Raw genomic sequence first — 16,612 nt, forward strand, 5'->3', positions numbered from 1 at the left:
CAATGACCAGGTTATTGTATGCCCCGCGCAACGTCCCTACAATGTGGTTATATAGGAGCGTGATCCATATGAGAGACATGTTGGCCAAAAATATTAATCGTTACCGTAAAGAACGGAGACTTACCCAGGAAGGATTGGCGCACAAGCTTGGCGTTACGTTCCAGGCGGTATCCAAATGGGAGACCGGGCAGACCATGCCCGATATCGCGCTGCTTCCGGAGCTGTCCCGGCTGCTGGACGTCAGCATCGATAAGCTGTTTGGTTATTCTTCGACGGGCAAGCCGATCAGTATCTATGAAGAAGAGTACAAAACGCCGAAGTACTATTGGGGCACGGAACCGAACGCAGCCTGTTATCAGGTGCTTGAAATGATCCCGCCGACAAAAAGAGTAAGGCTGCTGGATATCGGGTGCGGGGAAGGGAAGGATGCCGTGTTTTTTGCCCGCAACGGGTATGAGGTCACGGCATTCGACATTTCGGATGCGGGGATCGAGAAAACGAAGCGATTGGTCGACCACATCGGGGTACACGTGAACGTATTCAAGGCGGATATATCGGATTACCGTCTGGATTCGGAGTTTGACGTGCTGTATTCCAGCGGCGTGCTGCATTATATCCGACCCGAGTATCGCGAGGAGATTTTTGCCAATTACAAAAAATTCACCTCGGCAGAGGGACTCCACTGCCTGAATGTATTCGTGCAGAAGCCGTTCATTGCCCCTCCTCCCGAGGATGAGCCGTATGCTTATGACTGGAAGTCCGGAGAGCTTATGATGCATTATCACGATTGGCTGATTCACAGCTGCCCGGAGGTCATTTTTGATTGCAACTCATCGGGTATACCGCACCGGCATGCGATGAGTAAGTTGATTGCTCAGAAGGCGTAACGGGTGGCAATTGAGATCAAAGACATCCTTGCTTTTTTATACAAATATGAGGGGGATAACATAGCGGCCCCTTTCCGGTCATACATAAAGATGTAGGATTCATATCGCAAGGGAGGTCTTACATTGAACAACCATGTCAACACAGCCGGTTATCCGGCGCCGTCTGCAGGTTATGCACCGGGATACTATGCCTACCCTCCACTCCAGCCTATACCGCCGTATTACGCGCCCCGGACCCCGGCAATCCCGCAGCCGATGCACTACGCTACGTTGGTTGAACCGGTATTTATTGACCATCTGCTCCGGCATAAAGGGGCCAAGGTGGTCATCATGACCACTGCGGGGAAAGTCGAGGGGATTTTATCCGGTGTGGTGGTCGACCATGTCCAACTGACGATCGGGGACAACAAAGCACTGCATATTCGGCTGGCCGAAGTGGTGTACTTCGAGGGAGTTCCATTCTGACAAACAGGGATCCAAAATAGTTTAAACGAAAAAATACCGGCTGATAGGGCAGGATTAGACCGGTGAATCGCCAATTCATAGAGTACAGATCCGAAGGCGTTCCCATGGGGACGTCTTTATTCTATTGGACTGTGGCCGGCAGAGGGGATTAGCCGGCGTGGAGGAACGATGAAAAAAATACGTATTCCATTCGATATGAAGACGTTGCCTGTAAGCTTGCAGCCCTATTTTCAGACAGCCGTCGTCTACGACAGCAGCTCCTCAAAACAGGCCAAAACCCTGTACATCGAGGGAGCGAGCCAACCGATGTTTTTGAAGATAACGAAACGGGATGAATTACAGAGAGAAGGGGTCATGACGGATTACTTACACGGAAAAGGCCTGGCTCCCAAGGTGCTGGCTTATGAACAGCAGGGTGAGAACGATTACCTGCTGACCGCCGCCCTGAAAGGGGATGATGGGGTGTCGGGTGGCCATCTGAAGGATCCGAACAGGCTGGCTGCCGTGTTCGGGGAAAGTTTGCGTTATCTCCATTCTGTATCTGCCACCGACTGTCCTTATCCGAATCGAACCGCTGAACTTGTGCAAGAGTATCAGGAAGGGATTATGAACAAATCGGGGGATATTGTTGGGCTTCAGGGCGGAAGGGATCAGGCGCTGTCATGCCTTGAGACGCTGCAGGGAACGGCGGAACATGATGTGCTGCTCCACGGCGATTATTGTCTGCCGAATCTGATCATGAGGGATTTTCAGCTTGAAGGTTATATCGATCTGGGCAACGGCGGATTTGGGGACCTTCATTATGACCTCTACTGGGGAATATGGACCCTGCGGTATAATCTGGGTAGTGATGACTACAGGGACGTTTTCCTCGACCATTACGGCCGGTCCGATTTCGATGCGGAAAGACTGGCATTATGGACGGCGCTGACGGAGATAATCTAGGCAGAAAGGGAGATGTACATTGAATTCATATCATATTCGAGTCGCAGGCCGGGAGGACGCACCCTTTTTGCGGGAGATGCTGTACGAGTCCCTGTATGTGCCCGAGGGAGGGGAGCCTTTTAGCCGGGATATTCTTGAGGAGCCGTTCATGAAAAAATACGTGGAGGACTGGGGGCGCGCGGGCGATCTGGGCTACATTGCCGTGAATGCAGCAGGCAAGCCGTCAGGCTCAATTACCATCCGGTATTTTGATGAAGGGAACAAAGGGTTCGGTTACGTGAGCGATGACATCCCGGAACTGGGCATGGCGCTGATTCCCGAATCCCGCGGGCAAGGACTAGGAACCGCCCTGATGAAGGAATTGTTCAGTGGGATGAAGGAGCGGGGGATTCAAAAGGTATCGTTAAGCGTCGCTCCGGAGAATGCCGCAGCTATAAAATTGTATGAGCGTTTCGGATTCCAGGAGGCAGGCATGTGCGGAACCTCTATTACGATGGTTGCGGATGTAATCTGAAACGAAAAATGGAATGTTCTAATGAGAAGGATGGAGGAATAACGATGCTGGTGTATGAGGCAGGGCCGATTACGGTTCGCGAGCTGGAGGAGAAAGATGAATCGTCCTTAGCTTCTTGGCTGTCCAATCCGGATGTGCTGCAGTATTACGAGGGACGGGACAATCCTCACGACGTGGAGCGGGTGCGGGAGCATTTCTATGTGGATGATGATGAGACTCGCTGCATTATCGAATATGAGGGGAAGCCGATCGGGTATATCCAGTTCTATCTTCTCGATGAAGATACGTTAGGCGAGTATGGGTATGACGGGAACGATGCGGTCGGCAGAACATTCGCCACGGATCAATTCATCGGGGAGCCGGATTATTGGAATCGAGGCATCGGTACGAGGCTTGTGACTTCCATGGTGGATTACCTCGTGTTTCAGAGGCAGGCCGACCGGATCGTGATGGACCCGCAGGCTTGGAATGAACGGGCCATCGCTTGTTACGAGAAGTGCGGCTTTCGGAAGGTCAGGCTGCTGGAGAAGCATGAACGGCATGAAGGAGAGCTGCGGGACTGCTGGATTATGGAGTATCGGACGGGGCGCGGCAGATCCGGTCCGAGTCGATGATAACCACCAACAATCCTCCATTATTTGAAAAGTTGAAAAACCATTTCATTCTTTTGCTCGTTATCATGTATATAAGCCTAATCGAGATAGCTGGTCGTTCCGCGTGAGGAGGGGTGTCCCGTGAATCGAAATAAAACCATGACCTTGATAGGTAAGGGTGAGTCTTGGAAAGCGACTTATGTCGTTTCCCATCAGGATAAGGTCAATGCGAAGCTTACCGTGTTTCAGGATGCGCTTGGCGGAAAGCTGAAGCTTCAGTACTCGGGGAAGGAGCCTCTGGAACATGGGCAGATTAACTATCGGCTGGAGGACATGACGGGCCGCTTCCAGGAAGGCGGAATCATCGTGGGGACCGACCATGCTGCCATGAAGGAGACCAAGGGTGCGCTGGATTTGGCGCATCTGCTCGATATGATGAACCCGAACAAGGATCTAACGATCCAGATAGAGTGGAATGGGCACCGTGAAGAATTCAAGCTGGGACTTCCGCGAAAGATTAGCTTTGGAAAAGCCGTCGGCAAACGGAAGGAATAATCGGGACTTCATGGAAGCAGGACTGGGGCCGACTCCCGTCAACATAAACGCGTAAGGCGGGAATAACGACCATGTTATTCCGATGACATTGAATCCATGCGTCTTGTATATGGTGACCCTGCCCACACTGATGGTGTGGGTTATTCGGTTTGCGACGCGCGAGGCTGACAGGCATGTCGGCCTTGATGCGGTTATGCGTTTTTTAAACGCATTTTAAACGAAGGGATCCCCGTCATTTAAACTTGGTCCTGTACTTTATAAGTAGAACATCACGGAGGGAGTGAACGAGAGCATGCTGGAAGCCTATCTATTTCCGATATCCTATGCATTTTTAACCTTTCCCATAGCGGCTTTGCTGTGCGCAGTTCCCTTTCTGATCGTGCAGTATCGCAAATATGGTTATTTTAATAAATTCCGGGGATTTCTGCTGTATTTATTCCTGCTGTACATGATGAACGCAGTGTATCTTGTGCTCCTTCCTTTGCCTGCCTCGCGCCATAATGCTCCGATGGATGTGGCCTCGGTTATGCAGTGGATGCCGCTGAATTTCATACAGGACATCTTAAAGGAGACCAAGGTGGTATGGGGTGTGCCATCGACTTACACGCATTTGTTGAAGGAGAGAGCCTTCTTGCAGGTCGTGTTTAACGTCTTACTCGTTGTGCCGTTCGGCATGTTCCTTCGTTATTATGCGAGAGCGTCCTGGGTTGCATGTCTGGCGGCCTCGTTCGGCTTGTCGTTGTTCTTTGAGGTAACCCAGGTGACCGGCATTTACGGCTTCTATGATCACCCGTACCGATTGTTTGACGTGGACGATCTGCTGATGAATACCCTGGGCGGAATGATGGGCCTCGTGCTGGCCGATTGGATGAAAAATCACCTGCCCCGCCTGGATCGTCTGGATGAGAAGGTGGATCTGTCGCAGAAGCGGGTCAGTTATACGCGCCGGGCTATTGCTTTTGGCATTGATGCAGCGGTCATACTGCCGATCATTGGCGTGCTGACCGTAATAAACGTGAGGGGTGCATACTTCTTTGCCGTGATTTTATATTATATCGTGCTGCCTTATATGATGCAGGGGCAGACGCTGGGAAAATGGGTCGTCCGGGTCCAGATCCGCGGAGCGGGCGAACATCTGAAGCTGAAGGAAGTGATTGTCCGCAACGGCCTGCTCTATGTGGTATGGGGCGGGTTCCATGCCTTGTTCATTACGGTTAATGTTACCGGTTCTAATGTCCTGCTTGCGATGTACGCGCTGGGGATATTGCTGCTGGACGCAGTTGTGTTCCTTCACATGCTGTTATGTCTCATTCATCGCGACCGGAAGCTGCTGCATGAGGCCAAGAGTGGAACAAGGCTCGCTATCGTAGAGAATAAACCCGTGGATAAAGCGGATTAAAGCAGGTTACCACGGGTCTTCTTATTTGTTATAATGTGGAAAATGGATTCGTCGAGGAGGAGATACAACTGAAAGGCAAAATCCTCTCCATTTCTGCCATCATCCTGGGTTTGCTCTTCATTTCCAATCAGCATCTGGGCTATTCGTTCGGGGATGACCTGTTCCGCTGGGCAGGGATCTCCCCATGGACTAAGAAAGGGAACTATGGTCTTCATCTGCCCGTTATTGCAGGTCTTATCTTATTGACGATCGGCATTCTGCGGGTAACGAGCATTTATCGCCCGCTTTATCCGAAGATCATGAGCCGGGTAATGATCGGCTGTGTCGCATGGATCGTCGTTTTTCCATTCGTATCGGAGTCCGTCATGTTTGTGGCCAATTTCAATTCCAGCGGAATATCCACCGTCGCCTATTCCAAAAAAGACAGCAACTGCGAATATCGTACAGAGAACGAGGTTATTCTGGCACGCTGCCAGATTCAAATTTACAGTTACGGCACCGAGCGGCAGGTTACGGTACGTCCGCTAAGCGTGGATGTTGGCGGAAGGGTGATTGATTTCGAGCCTAAGGTGGTTCCGGTTCGGCCACGAGGCCGGATAGAAATTCGCGAAACCTTTGACGGTTTCTTGGACCAGCCGGACCCTTCCTACAGTATGTCGGGAGGGACGAACAAGCCGGGCATCGAGCTGATCGTCGATGGCAGGAGCAAGCAGGTGAAATAGCCTCCTGTTACGAACGAAGGTACATGACTCTGATATCCGAGGTGGACCATGCCGAATTTTCTTCGCACGGAAAGGTATATGAAAATATCGCTGATTACGCTTCTGCTGTTGGTCATGTGTTCATCGCCCGCTGCGCTTGCCTCATGGGCTTATTCGTTTGTCGTGAATGACGGGAAGATCTATGTCATGTCGGAAAATCCCGTGGAAGCGTCTGCGCTTGGAGACGTGGTGGGTAAGGTCACCTACCATACGGATCGGGAAGGGACTTACGGCGGTAACTTCTCCAATGTGTACCCGAAGGGTACGAAATACTATGCGGTCCAGGGAATCGCCCCCGAAACCGCCATAGCGGTTGAGACGCAGGCCGGCTATCTTATGGCTCATTATGAGGGCGAGTATGGGGGTGCCCGTGTTTCGTGGATGGTCATCAAGGATTGGATTGCCGCAGGGCTGATCCTGTTGATCGTTGGGTGCGTGGCGGTCATCGTATTAAAGAAGCGGAAGGATGGCTCATACAGGCGCTAGCAAAAAGAGTCGGAACGAGAGTTATGCTTCCAGCGCAAAACAAGCCGGTATTCTTTGAGCATGCTCATGGTATACCGGCTTGTTATCGGTTTGTACCAATATGCAGACAGTGGGTTCGCCTATAGAGGATTTATTTTTGCTACAATAGAAAATAGAAAGAAACGTTACGATAAGGAGATTGCCCATGAAACCGATTCGAAACTCGGCCAAAGCGATGATTGTCCGAGATCACCAAATCCTTTTAACGAAGAATGTAGACCAATGGGGGGACTTCTATCTGTTCCCTGGCGGCGGGCAAGAGAAGGGCGAAACCTTGGTGCAAGCCGTGGTTAGGGAGTGCCTGGAGGAAATCGGGCGCAGGGTGGAAGTTCAAGATCTGCTGCATGTCCGTGAATACATAGGGTCCAATCACGAGTTCGCGGAATGGGATTCCGACGTGCACCAAGTGGAGTTTTATTTTGAATGCCGTTTGGCGGATGAGGGGGATCTGTTTCAAGGACATAACCCGGATGAATACCAGGTGGGCGTGGAATGGATCGATTTGTCTTCATTGGATGGGATTCGAATATATCCCCGCTCGCTGGTCAAGCCGCTCATGGATAAAGCGGGACGCTCAGCGGTTTGCTATGTCGGGGATACGAACTGATGGATGTCTGCAGGTTGGAAGGTCTCGAGGTTTGTTGTCAAAATCAATGGGATAACGGGGGATGCCGACTATGGATCAATGGGAATACAAAACGCTGAAATACAAAACCGGAGGATTCCTTGGGGGGAAAGTGAACGAAGAGGAATTCGAGGATTTACTGAACAGCTACGGGATTGACGGCTGGGAATTGATCTCGTGCTTCGATACGAGCGTGCATCAAGGCCAATCCAGAGATATCATTGCGGTGATGAAACGAAAGGCGTATCTGGGGTAAGACGAATCGAAGGGAGATGATCGGATGATCATTCGCGAGACGGAAGATGCTTTTGTTATGACGACCCAGGACGACCATGGCCGCTTCTCCGGCGATGTGGCCCGGGGCTTTCGGAGAGAGCTGTTTATGGATGAGACGGTTAGGGAAGAAGTGCTGCTGGCTATAACCGAGCATGACCGCGCCTGGCTTCGGATGGATGATACGCCGATCTGGAATGATGCAAGCCGGACTCCGTTCACTTTTATCGATTATCCGGTCATGCCGAAGATGCTAATGTATACCAAGGGCGTAGATGAGATCGAAGCGATGAGTCCGTATGCAGGGTATCTCTGCAGCCTTCATTTCGCGTCATTTATGAAAAACGCCACCGAAGCGCCGCTGGTGGAATTCTATCATGACGAGCTGGACCGGCAAAAACGGCTGCGTGATCATTATTCGTTTCCGGGCGAAGCCGTGATTCACAGGCAGTTTGGCCTGCTGCAGCTGTGCGACGACATCTCGCTCTATGTGAACATGAACGCGCCGGGTGTTTCCAAGGATCAGGAGCATCCATGGTTCAAAGAGGGCTTCGATATGACGATCGATGGGGAAAGGGTCGTGGCGGCCTGGGCCAGCGAACATGAGATCCGATTGAGTCCGTTTTTGTTCGAAGGAGCATGGTCGGCTACGGTGAAGTGGAAATACGTGCTGAAGGCGGAGATTGTTGCTCAGGGAGTGGCGAAGGCTTTTGATGGTGCGCCGTGGACCGAGCAGACGATAACATTTATACGGTGAGCGTGAATAAGCAATCATACTTCGCAGCCCAAAATATGATATGATCACGACAGCGGCACGTAGACTGGACAGACTTGATTCTGTAGGAATGTAGAGGATGAACAATGAAGAAAAAAGAATTTTTGATCGTGGCACTGCTTAATTTTTTGGCCGCGATAGCGTTCTTGGTGGTTGTTTTCATAACGGATCGAAGCTCATGGCAATGGGGATTCGGAATCGTTTCCTTGTTGTTTGCGATTGGTGGAGTAGGAAACTTGGTATTGCATGCCAAGAACAAATAACCCCCCTCCCGCAGGGTGGTCCGGATTAGATTTCAGGAAAGAAGCATACACCAGGGAGCCGCAGGCTTCCTGGTTTTGTGCTGGTTTCAGGCTTTGATCTTATCCGGAGAAGGGGGAGGTTCCGATAACATGGATCATAAAGGATTCATGTCTTTACTTGTGATCGTATTTATGTGATAATATTCACAAATAAAAAATCCGGCATCCATGATTGCTTTTTAATGGCGGTCGGCCGGGCTTCGATTCATCACAGCATGTTAACCGATATAGAAATGTCTTGATGTCGATGTTGTTTTAACAAGCAAAGGAGCGTTAATCATGAGGAATCATGGGATTTGTGTCAGCTGCGGCGGTAAGGTATATGCTGCCTCCAATCGTTGCGTTCAATGCGGAATACCGCAGCCGTCCGGTCCATCCAAACAAGCATTTATGCTGCAGGTCGCCGCAATGATCGGGGTCGGTTTGCTTATTTTTGCGGTCCCGGTAATTCTGCTGACCATGTGGGCGAAATATTAGTCCAATATGTAAATTGTATAAGTCAGCCCTTCTAGCAAGCCGTGAACCGGATTCATAAATGATGAATTCGCCACGGTTGGCAGGAGGGTTTTTTTCATGCTTGCAGAGAATAGATTATAGGGAATTCTTCATCTTGATTCCAAATGCCGATATATGGGGTAGCTTTGCAGCTCTATGTTGGCAGAATCCTAACATTTATATAGAGAAGTAGGTCAGCCATGAACAAAAAGCGGCGCGTGATGCAGCGGCTCATTGAACGTGATGGGCGCCTGCAGGTGGCAGGTATGTTCACCCGGGCTCAGGATGCAATAGAGCAATGGTGATCCTGCAAGGCGGATATTGTATTTTTGGACATTGATATGCCTGGAATGACCGGGCTGGAAGCAGGTGAAAGACTGGTACAGCTTGAACCAGACGTTCGTATCGTCTATGTGACGGCCGAAGCCGCGGAATCGCCGGGGTGGGATGCCCGCCATTATTTATTGAAGCCGGTGGATCCGGAACGTTTCAGCCTCACGGTTACGCAGCTGGAGCAGTGCAGGCATGAGCGGGGTTCCCTCTGATGGGCGGGAACGCAATTCCGGAATTCAGGGTATTTTTTCGTTAAACTGGTCTTGTACCGGGATCCCCTTTGCTCATTCATGTTAAAATATGCCTATCCTAGATAAAGGATGGGATCAACAGATGATACATAAAATGGAGGAATGGGCTGCCAACAGCCATTTTTCAGGAACGGTGCTCTTAACGGATCAAAATCGCAACATCATATGGAATGCCGCCTTCGGCTATTCCAATCGGGCCGACCGCATCCCGAATCAAGGGGACACCAGGTTCGGCATCGCTTCAGGCTGCAAGCTGTTCACCGGGATTGCGGTTTGCCAGCTTATTGAACAAGGCAAGCTGTCGCTGGACAGCAAGCTGAGCGAGTGTCTGGATATTCGCCTGCCGCATGTTAGCCCGGAGATTACGGTGTTTCATCTACTGAGCCACACCTCGGGTATTCCCGATTACTTTGATGAAGAGGTCATGGACGACTTTGAGGATTTGTGGAAGGCCGTGCCGATGTATACGCTCCGGAGTGGAAGGGACTTTCTCCCTTTGTTCCAGAATGAGCCGATGAAATTTCAACCCGGCGAGAGATTCCACTATAACAATGCAGGCTTTGTGTTGCTTGGCCTGATCGTTGAACAGCATGCCGGCCTGTCGTTTCGGGATTATGTCCAGCAGTTTGTTTTTGAGCCTTGCGGCATGAACGATTCGGGATATTTCCCGCTGGATCGTCTGCCCGCGAATACGGCTTACGGGTATATCGATGAGGAGGACGGTACGTGGAGAACGAATCAGTATGCCATTCCGATTCAGGGTTATGCCGATGGCGGGGCGTATGTGACGGCGCCGGACATGGCAAAGCTATGGAGAGGGCTCTTGTCCAATACGCTGCTCTCGGCATCGATGACGGAGCAGCTGCTGGCTGCCCATTCGCACGACCCGGAGAGTGACCTGAAATATGGGCTTGGCGTTTGGATCACCGAGAAGAATGGAAATGTGTACAAATATCATGTCATGGGCTACGACCCTGGCGTGAATTTCCGATCCGCGTATTATCCGGACACCGGGCATACGTTGGTCGTGGCATCCAATGCCAGCGACGGCGCTTTTGAAATGATGCAAACCATAGAGGAAGCTTTATTCAATTGATACAGTGATAAAAACAGCCCCGGGCAATGAACTCGCCCGGGGCTGTTTCTCTATGGGACGGTCGTTTACAAACCGTATTAAGCCATACCGCCTGCGCCTCGCAAAGGCCTCCAGGGGCTGCCGGCCTATATCCATCCCTTCTCTTCCGCCAACGAGATGGCCTCGATCCGGTTCTTGGCATTCAGCTTGCTTAGAATCTCGGACATATAGTTGCGGACCGTTCCGTAGGACAAGTGCAGCTTCGCTGCGATATCATTGGAGCTGTTTCCGTCTGCGGCCAGCCGCAGCACTTCCCGTTCGCGTTCGGTAAGCGGGTTGGCACCCGCACCGGACAACGTCCCGAATACGAGTTCAGGGGAAACTTCCCGGCGCCCATCCATCACTCTCCGGATGGCTTCCGCCAGCCGTTCGCTGGGCTCGTCCTTGAGCAGGTATCCTTGGACCCCGGCCTGTACGGCCCGCTCGAAATAACCGGGCCTGGCGAACGTAGTCAGGATGATAACCCGGCTGGCATACCCGCGCCGCTTTACTTCCTCCGCCACCTCGAGGCCGCTGCGCACAGGCATTTCGATATCCAGCAAGCAAACATCCGGTTGATGGAAGGCAATCTGCGATAGGGCTTCCTCGCCGTCGCCGGCTTGACCGATCACATCGATATCGTCTTCAAAATCAAGCAAGGAAGCCAGAGCGCCGCGCAGCATTCGCTGGTCCTCGGCTATCAGCACTTTGATGCTCATGGGTGGTTTCCTCCTTCCGGTTCTTGATGATGATCGGAACGCGAATGCTCAATTTCGTGCCTTGCGGCTCGGAGACGGCCTCAACGGTGCCCCCGATGAGGGACAGTCGTTCCGCCATCCCCTTCAAGCCATTGCTGTCGGTACTGGATGCCCCATCATCGTTGCCCTTAAGGCCGATTCCGTTGTCCGCTACCAACAGCCGCCATTCATTATCCAGCGACTCGATGTCGATTCGGCACTGGCTTGCCTGGCTGTGCTTTACCACGTTGGTCACGGCTTCCCGCAAGCAGAGGCTCAGAATGTTGTGGGCCAAATCGGATATGCCCTCCAGCTTGGGATCACCGGTGGAGACCAGCTGGATATCGGCGCTCTCCAGAATGATCTGGGCCTCCAATAATTCCTCGGGCAGGGTGGCGGTCCGCATGTCGGATACCAGTTCACGCACTTGGCGAAGCGCGGCCCGCGAGGTATTCTGGATCTCCCGGGCTTCCAGTTGGGCCTTCAAGGGGTCCTTCGCCGCCAGCTTCTCCACAAGCTGGCTCTTCAACGTGATGAGAGACAGGGTATGACCCAAGGTGTCGTGAAGATCCCTGGCAATACGCATCCGCTCTTCGCCTTTAATCAGATTACGGATTTGCTCGTTAGCCTCGGCGAGCTCCCTCTCCAACTCCTGTCGCCGGTTCAGCGAGCGGATGCCGAAGGGCGAAAACAGCATGATGAGAAAGAAAGGAATCATAAAGAGCAGATCCTTTCCCAGCATGCTCGCGTTCTTGATTAAAGGAATCGTCTCGATGATGCCAAACAGTACAAGGGATATCGTGAATTTGCGCCGGTCGGTATACCAGCCGATGAAATTGGCCGTAAAAAAGCCCATGTACATGTAGGTCGGGTGATACCACATGCAGAGAATGAAAATGATGGACATCTGAATGCCCAGCCACACAAAGAAACGAGGGGTACCCGCGGCGAAGTAGAGCTGGCGGTAGGTGACAAGAAACAAGCCGATCAGCGCAAAGCCGATCCCCATCTTCCAGCCTTCCTCGCGCAGCATGTTGATCACGGGAAGGGACATATAAATGAGCCATAAATAGGGGAAAAACCCCAGCTGCGTTGGAAACACCTCGAACCCTGCGGATTTTGCCTCTTTCAATTTTTTCATGAAGCCATCATCCTATCTCCTTAATCGGCTTGTTGTTTTTTCCGAATATAGGTGGATAGTAACATAAATACGACCAAATATCCTGCCAAAACCATGAAATTGTCCAGGCCCGGCGCTTCTCCGCGCACGATCGACCAGGCGCCTCCGCCGAAATGGTAGGAAGGCATCCACTTGCCGATGGCCTGCATGATAGAAGGCATCGCTTCGATCGGGAACCACATCCCGCCCGTAACGGCCAGTCCCAAGTAGATGCCGTTGCTGACGCCGCTTGCCGTATCGACCCGTTTCATGGAGCCGATCAGGGTGCCGATGGCAAGAAACGGAACGGATGCGATCAGAATCCACAGTCCGCTTAGCAGCCACTGTCCGAAGGTGAGGGAGACGCCGTTAATCAGGTAGCCGGCTACGAAAATCACGATGATGCAGAGCAGATGCATAACCGTCTGCACAAACATTTTGCCGAAGAAGTACACGCTGCCGGGAAGCGGCGTTACACGCATGTATACGGCCCAGCCCTGTACTCGTTCCTGAACGAGTCGTATGCCGAGGGACATGATGGCGGTCCCCATGACGCTGAAGGATGCCATCGACATGAGATAATGCGCCTGCCATTGTCCGGCATCGTCCGCCCCCGTATTCACGACGCGGGTAAAAATGAAATAGAACAGGATCGGCATCGCCAGCGACCAGAAAATATAATACGGATTGCGTACCATCCGAAGCAATTCCATTCTGCATTGTAAGGTAATCAGTTTCCAGGTTGTCATGATTATACGGCCTCCCCTTGATCCATCGTTAATTGGTCAAATGCTTCATCCAGACTTCCTTGATCGATGCGAACGTCGCGTACGGCGAGCCCGGCTCGGAACAAGGCAGCCAGCGCCGTGTCCGTATCATCCGTGACGGCGTTCAAACGGCCATTGTTCTCAAACACATCGGTGACGCCGGGTACTTCACGCAGCAGCTCCTTGACCTGCCGGTGGTCTGCATCCACGATAAAGGAGACCGACCTTCGGGTCAGCTTGGCTTTGATCGCTTCCGGCGTGCCGTCTGCAGCCACCTGACCCTGATGGAACAGCAGAATGCGGTCTGCCATATCGTCCGCCTCTTGCAGGTAGTGCGTGGTGAACAGGATGGTTTTTCCTTGATCGGCCAGCTTGCGCACCGTCTGCCAGAATAACCGGCGTGCCGAGGTATCCAGGCCGACCGTCGGCTCGTCGAAGAATAACAGCTCGGGATTGCCTGCAATCGCCAGCGCAAAGCTGAGCTTGCGTTTCTGGCCGCCGGACATTTTAATGGCCCATTTGTTAAGCTCCTCGGGTGTAAGCCCGCTTAGCAGGGCGATGTCGTCAAGCGACAGCGGATTCGGATAATAGCCGCGAATGAGGTTGATGATCTCGCGTGTGCGAAGCCCGTCCATGACGCTGACTTCTTGGAGCATGGCGCCGATCTTCTCTCTGACCTTCAAGTCCTTCGGGCTTTGGCCGAACAGGAGAACCTTGCCTTCGCTGGCGTCCTTAAGGCCCAGCATCATGGAGATGGCGGTTGATTTGCCGGCGCCGTTAGGACCGAGAATGGCTGTGATGGATCCTTTTTCTATCGTAAACGACACTTGGTTGACGGCTTTTTTGCTGCCAAACATCTTGGTTACCTGCCGCAGCTCTGCAATAGGTTCATGGATTGGGTTTGTCATGGAATCGCTCCTCCGTAATCGAAATGATCTGTTCTCATCATACGAAAGCGAAGGAGTTGCCGTTAGTAAAGGATGTCATCACTTCGGAGTGACTTTTGTCATGTTGGATTTATCGGGGGGAGTTGGGGAAGCAAGATTATGAACAAACAGGGGCGATTTCGGATGTGCGTGTATGCGTTTACACATGCGAATTTAAAGGGCTGGTTCCAGTTTCACGTCCGGTTGTCTTCTCTTGACCGCAGGAGTGCCTTCAATTATAGTGGGTACAGTAGGAGCAATCTATAATATAGAAGGAAAAAGGTGGCTTGAAACATGTCTGAGAACATCTACGTCGGTGTCGATCTTGGCGGAACAGCTATTAAAGTTGGAATATGTAACGAAGAAGGGCATCTTCTGCAGAAGTACGAAGGGCCGACGGAAACAGCCAAAGGCGTTGACACGGTTATTGACAACATTGAGAAATATGTGCGTCACATTGTGGAAGAATCGCCATACAGCTGGGATCAACTTGCTGGTGTGGGAGCTGGTTTCGCCGGGTTTACCAATATACGTGAAGGCATCATCATTCTGGCACCGAATGTAGGATTTAAAGATGTACCGATTCGCGCACTGCTTGAAGAGCGTCTCGGCAAGCCCGTCAAAATAGACAACGACGCCAATGTGGCTGCCCTGGGTGAGGCTTGGAGCGGCGCAGGACGCGGCGTTGAGAACTGCGTATGCTACACGCTGGGAACCGGCGTGGGCGGCGGCATTATTGTAAACGGCAAAATTTATCAAGGCTTCGGCGGCATGGCCGGCGAGCTTGGGCATATCTCGGTCGTGCCTGATCTGGAAGCCATTCAATGCGGATGCGGCGAAATGGGCTGCCTGGAGACGGTTTCATCGGCAACCGGCATTATCCGCATGGCGAAGGATGCCGTTGAGCGCGGCGACCGCACTTCCCTTGCGCATGTGGAGAGCATTGCGGCGAAGGAAGTGTTTGATGCTGCGAAAGCGGGCGATGAAGTCGCCATTCGCATCGTGAATCGCGCAGCTTATTACCTCGGCAAATCCATGGCAGCCGTTGCGGCCGTGTTAAATCCCGAAGCGTTTATCATCGGCGGCGGCGTATCCAAAGCCGGGGACATTCTGTTTAATGAAGTTCGTGCCGTATTTGCTAAACTGACACCGGAACCGCTTCAACGCGGCGTACGGATCGTTCCAGCTGAGCTTGGCAACGACGCCGGCGTTGTTGGCGCAGCCGGTTTGCACTTGCGTTCGTAGTATTATTCACCATACTTCGTCTGATCTAAACTTATAAAGGGAGGGAAAGCTGATGCTGGAAGCAGCCGATCGCGGCAGCAACACATCATCCATGGCCACCCTGATCATCATCACCGGGATGTCGGGAGCAGGTAAGACCTTGGCCGTACAAAGTCTGGAGGATCTTGGATTCTTTTGCGTCGATAACCTGCCCCCGGTGCTCATTCCGAAATTCGCGGAGCTGATCGATCAATCGAAGGGTAAGATCGGCAAGGTTGCATTGGTCATCGACCTGCGTGGCCGCGAATTTTTCACCGCTTTATCGGAGTCGCTGAATTACATCAAGGACCACTTCACCATCCACTGCGAGATTCTGTTCCTGGATGCCACGGACTCCGTGCTTGTTCAGCGTTACAAGGAAAGCCGTCGCCGCCATCCGCTCGCTCCGGAAGGCATGCCGCTTGACGGTATCCGATTGGAGCGCAAAATGCTGGATGAACTGAAGAATTCGGCCACCCAGGTCATCGATACCAGCAACATGAAGCCTGTGCGGTTGAAGGAGAAGATCATCTCTCGCTTCACGCATTTGGAGAGCAGCACGTTATCGGTCAACATTACATCTTTTGGATTTAAGTACGGTATTCCGATTGACGCCGATCTGGTGTTTGATGTGCGTTTTCTGCCCAATCCGCATTATGTGGAGCATCTGCGGCCCAATACCGGCCAAAACAGCGATGTATACGAGTACGTCATGAAATGGCCGGAGACGCAAGCTTTTCTGACCAAACTGCTCGATATGCTGCATTTCTTGATCCCGCAGTACCGCAAGGAAGGCAAGAGTCAGGTGATCATCGGCATTGGCTGTACCGGCGGGAAGCATCGTTCCGTAGCGATTGCCGAGTATCTCGGCAAAATGCTGGGCGTCAGCGAAACGGAGACGGTATCGGTGAGCCACCGCGATTCTGAGCGGGATCGGCATTAATTAAG

At 52.1% G+C, this 16,612-nt stretch carries 22 protein-coding genes; 18 read left to right on the top strand and 4 right to left on the bottom strand.

The genetic code is table 11. From position 1 onward, the window contains the following. The first annotated feature begins 68 nt into the window (after window positions 1-68). The 16 genes from MHH82_RS00885 (at window position 69) to MHH82_RS00960 (ending at window position 10,794) form a co-directional block, all read left to right on the top strand. A complete protein-coding gene (locus tag MHH82_RS00885) occupies window positions 69-887 on the top strand; it encodes a methyltransferase domain-containing protein (RefSeq protein WP_340962564.1) in 819 nt (272 codons plus the stop codon). A gap of 123 nt (window positions 888-1,010) precedes the next feature. Then, a complete protein-coding gene (locus tag MHH82_RS00890) occupies window positions 1,011-1,352 on the top strand; it encodes a DUF2642 domain-containing protein (protein WP_012818411.1) in 342 nt (113 codons plus the stop codon). 168 nt (window positions 1,353-1,520) lie between these two features. Continuing rightward, a complete protein-coding gene (locus MHH82_RS00895; protein ID WP_251500079.1) occupies window positions 1,521-2,297 on the top strand; it encodes an aminoglycoside 3'-phosphotransferase in 777 nt (258 codons plus the stop codon). Between the two features lie 19 nt (window positions 2,298-2,316). After that, the gene (locus MHH82_RS00900; RefSeq protein WP_145040425.1) at window positions 2,317-2,811 is read left to right on the top strand and encodes a GNAT family N-acetyltransferase; all 495 of its coding nucleotides are present in this window, start codon (window positions 2,317-2,319) and stop codon (window positions 2,809-2,811) included. Window positions 2,812-2,855: 44 nt separating this feature from the next. Then, window positions 2,856-3,425: a GNAT family N-acetyltransferase gene (locus MHH82_RS00905; protein ID WP_340962569.1), complete on the top strand. Its 570-nt coding sequence runs from the start codon at window positions 2,856-2,858 to the stop codon at window positions 3,423-3,425. 120 nt (window positions 3,426-3,545) lie between these two features. Continuing rightward, on the top strand, window positions 3,546-3,959 hold the full coding sequence (locus MHH82_RS00910; protein WP_340962571.1) for a hypothetical protein: 414 nt from the start codon (window positions 3,546-3,548) through the stop codon (window positions 3,957-3,959). Between the two features lie 292 nt (window positions 3,960-4,251). Continuing rightward, window positions 4,252-5,358 carry a VanZ family protein gene (locus tag MHH82_RS00915; RefSeq protein WP_036662810.1) on the top strand — a complete coding sequence of 369 codons (1,107 nt, stop codon included), beginning with the start codon at window positions 4,252-4,254 and terminating at the stop codon, window positions 5,356-5,358. A 35-nt stretch (window positions 5,359-5,393) separates the two neighbouring features. Beyond that, entirely contained in the window at window positions 5,394-6,080 is a 687-nt protein-coding gene (locus tag MHH82_RS00920; protein ID WP_340962573.1) for a hypothetical protein, read from the top strand. Window positions 6,081-6,128: 48 nt separating this feature from the next. Then, window positions 6,129-6,605 carry a hypothetical protein gene (locus MHH82_RS00925; RefSeq protein ID WP_012818418.1) on the top strand — a complete coding sequence of 159 codons (477 nt, stop codon included), beginning with the start codon at window positions 6,129-6,131 and terminating at the stop codon, window positions 6,603-6,605. Between the two features lie 184 nt (window positions 6,606-6,789). Further along, window positions 6,790-7,251, top strand: coding sequence for an NUDIX domain-containing protein (locus MHH82_RS00930; protein ID WP_012818419.1), 462 nt, complete (start codon window positions 6,790-6,792; stop codon window positions 7,249-7,251). A 70-nt stretch (window positions 7,252-7,321) separates the two neighbouring features. Beyond that, the gene (locus MHH82_RS00935) at window positions 7,322-7,525 is read left to right on the top strand and encodes a DUF4177 domain-containing protein (protein ID WP_009595662.1); all 204 of its coding nucleotides are present in this window, start codon (window positions 7,322-7,324) and stop codon (window positions 7,523-7,525) included. Window positions 7,526-7,549: 24 nt separating this feature from the next. After that, entirely contained in the window at window positions 7,550-8,299 is a 750-nt protein-coding gene (locus MHH82_RS00940) for a DUF3891 family protein (RefSeq protein ID WP_012818420.1), read from the top strand. A gap of 104 nt (window positions 8,300-8,403) precedes the next feature. Continuing rightward, window positions 8,404-8,580: a hypothetical protein gene (locus tag MHH82_RS00945; protein ID WP_009595674.1), complete on the top strand. Its 177-nt coding sequence runs from the start codon at window positions 8,404-8,406 to the stop codon at window positions 8,578-8,580. Window positions 8,581-8,898: 318 nt separating this feature from the next. Beyond that, entirely contained in the window at window positions 8,899-9,096 is a 198-nt protein-coding gene (locus tag MHH82_RS00950; RefSeq protein ID WP_012818421.1) for a hypothetical protein, read from the top strand. A gap of 338 nt (window positions 9,097-9,434) precedes the next feature. Continuing rightward, window positions 9,435-9,659: a LytR/AlgR family response regulator transcription factor gene (locus MHH82_RS00955; protein WP_260871485.1), complete on the top strand. Its 225-nt coding sequence runs from the start codon at window positions 9,435-9,437 to the stop codon at window positions 9,657-9,659. A 121-nt stretch (window positions 9,660-9,780) separates the two neighbouring features. Further along, window positions 9,781-10,794, top strand: a complete 1,014-nt coding sequence (locus tag MHH82_RS00960) for a serine hydrolase domain-containing protein (protein ID WP_012818422.1) — start codon at window positions 9,781-9,783, stop codon at window positions 10,792-10,794. 125 nt (window positions 10,795-10,919) lie between these two features. Here the strand turns inward: MHH82_RS00960 and MHH82_RS00965 are convergent, their stop codons facing one another. Genes MHH82_RS00965 through MHH82_RS00980 form a run of 4 tightly spaced genes read right to left on the bottom strand, consistent with a single transcriptional unit; the run spans window position 10,920 to window position 14,383 of the window. Then, complete coding sequence (locus MHH82_RS00965; protein WP_340962580.1) at window positions 10,920-11,531, bottom strand: response regulator transcription factor; 612 nt, start codon at window positions 11,529-11,531, stop codon at window positions 10,920-10,922. After that, the gene (locus tag MHH82_RS00970; protein ID WP_340962582.1) at window positions 11,464-12,690 is read right to left on the bottom strand and encodes a sensor histidine kinase; all 1,227 of its coding nucleotides are present in this window, start codon (window positions 12,688-12,690) and stop codon (window positions 11,464-11,466) included. Before MHH82_RS00970 ends, MHH82_RS00965 begins: the two co-directional genes overlap by 68 nt. Window positions 12,691-12,710: 20 nt before the next feature. Next, window positions 12,711-13,457, bottom strand: coding sequence for an ABC transporter permease (locus MHH82_RS00975; protein WP_012818425.1), 747 nt, complete (start codon window positions 13,455-13,457; stop codon window positions 12,711-12,713). Window positions 13,458-13,459: 2 nt separating this feature from the next. Beyond that, the gene (locus MHH82_RS00980) at window positions 13,460-14,383 is read right to left on the bottom strand and encodes an ABC transporter ATP-binding protein (protein ID WP_012818426.1); all 924 of its coding nucleotides are present in this window, start codon (window positions 14,381-14,383) and stop codon (window positions 13,460-13,462) included. A gap of 312 nt (window positions 14,384-14,695) precedes the next feature. On the opposite strand from MHH82_RS00980, the gene MHH82_RS00985 reads away from it, so the two are divergent. After that, a complete protein-coding gene (locus MHH82_RS00985) occupies window positions 14,696-15,646 on the top strand; it encodes an ROK family glucokinase (RefSeq protein ID WP_009593637.1) in 951 nt (316 codons plus the stop codon). Window positions 15,647-15,698: 52 nt separating this feature from the next. Then, on the top strand, window positions 15,699-16,607 hold the full coding sequence (gene rapZ / locus MHH82_RS00990) for an RNase adapter RapZ (RefSeq protein WP_009593644.1): 909 nt from the start codon (window positions 15,699-15,701) through the stop codon (window positions 16,605-16,607). Window positions 16,608-16,612 lie beyond the last annotated feature (5 nt).

It is taken from the genome of Bacillus sp. FSL K6-6540 (assembly GCF_038007545.1).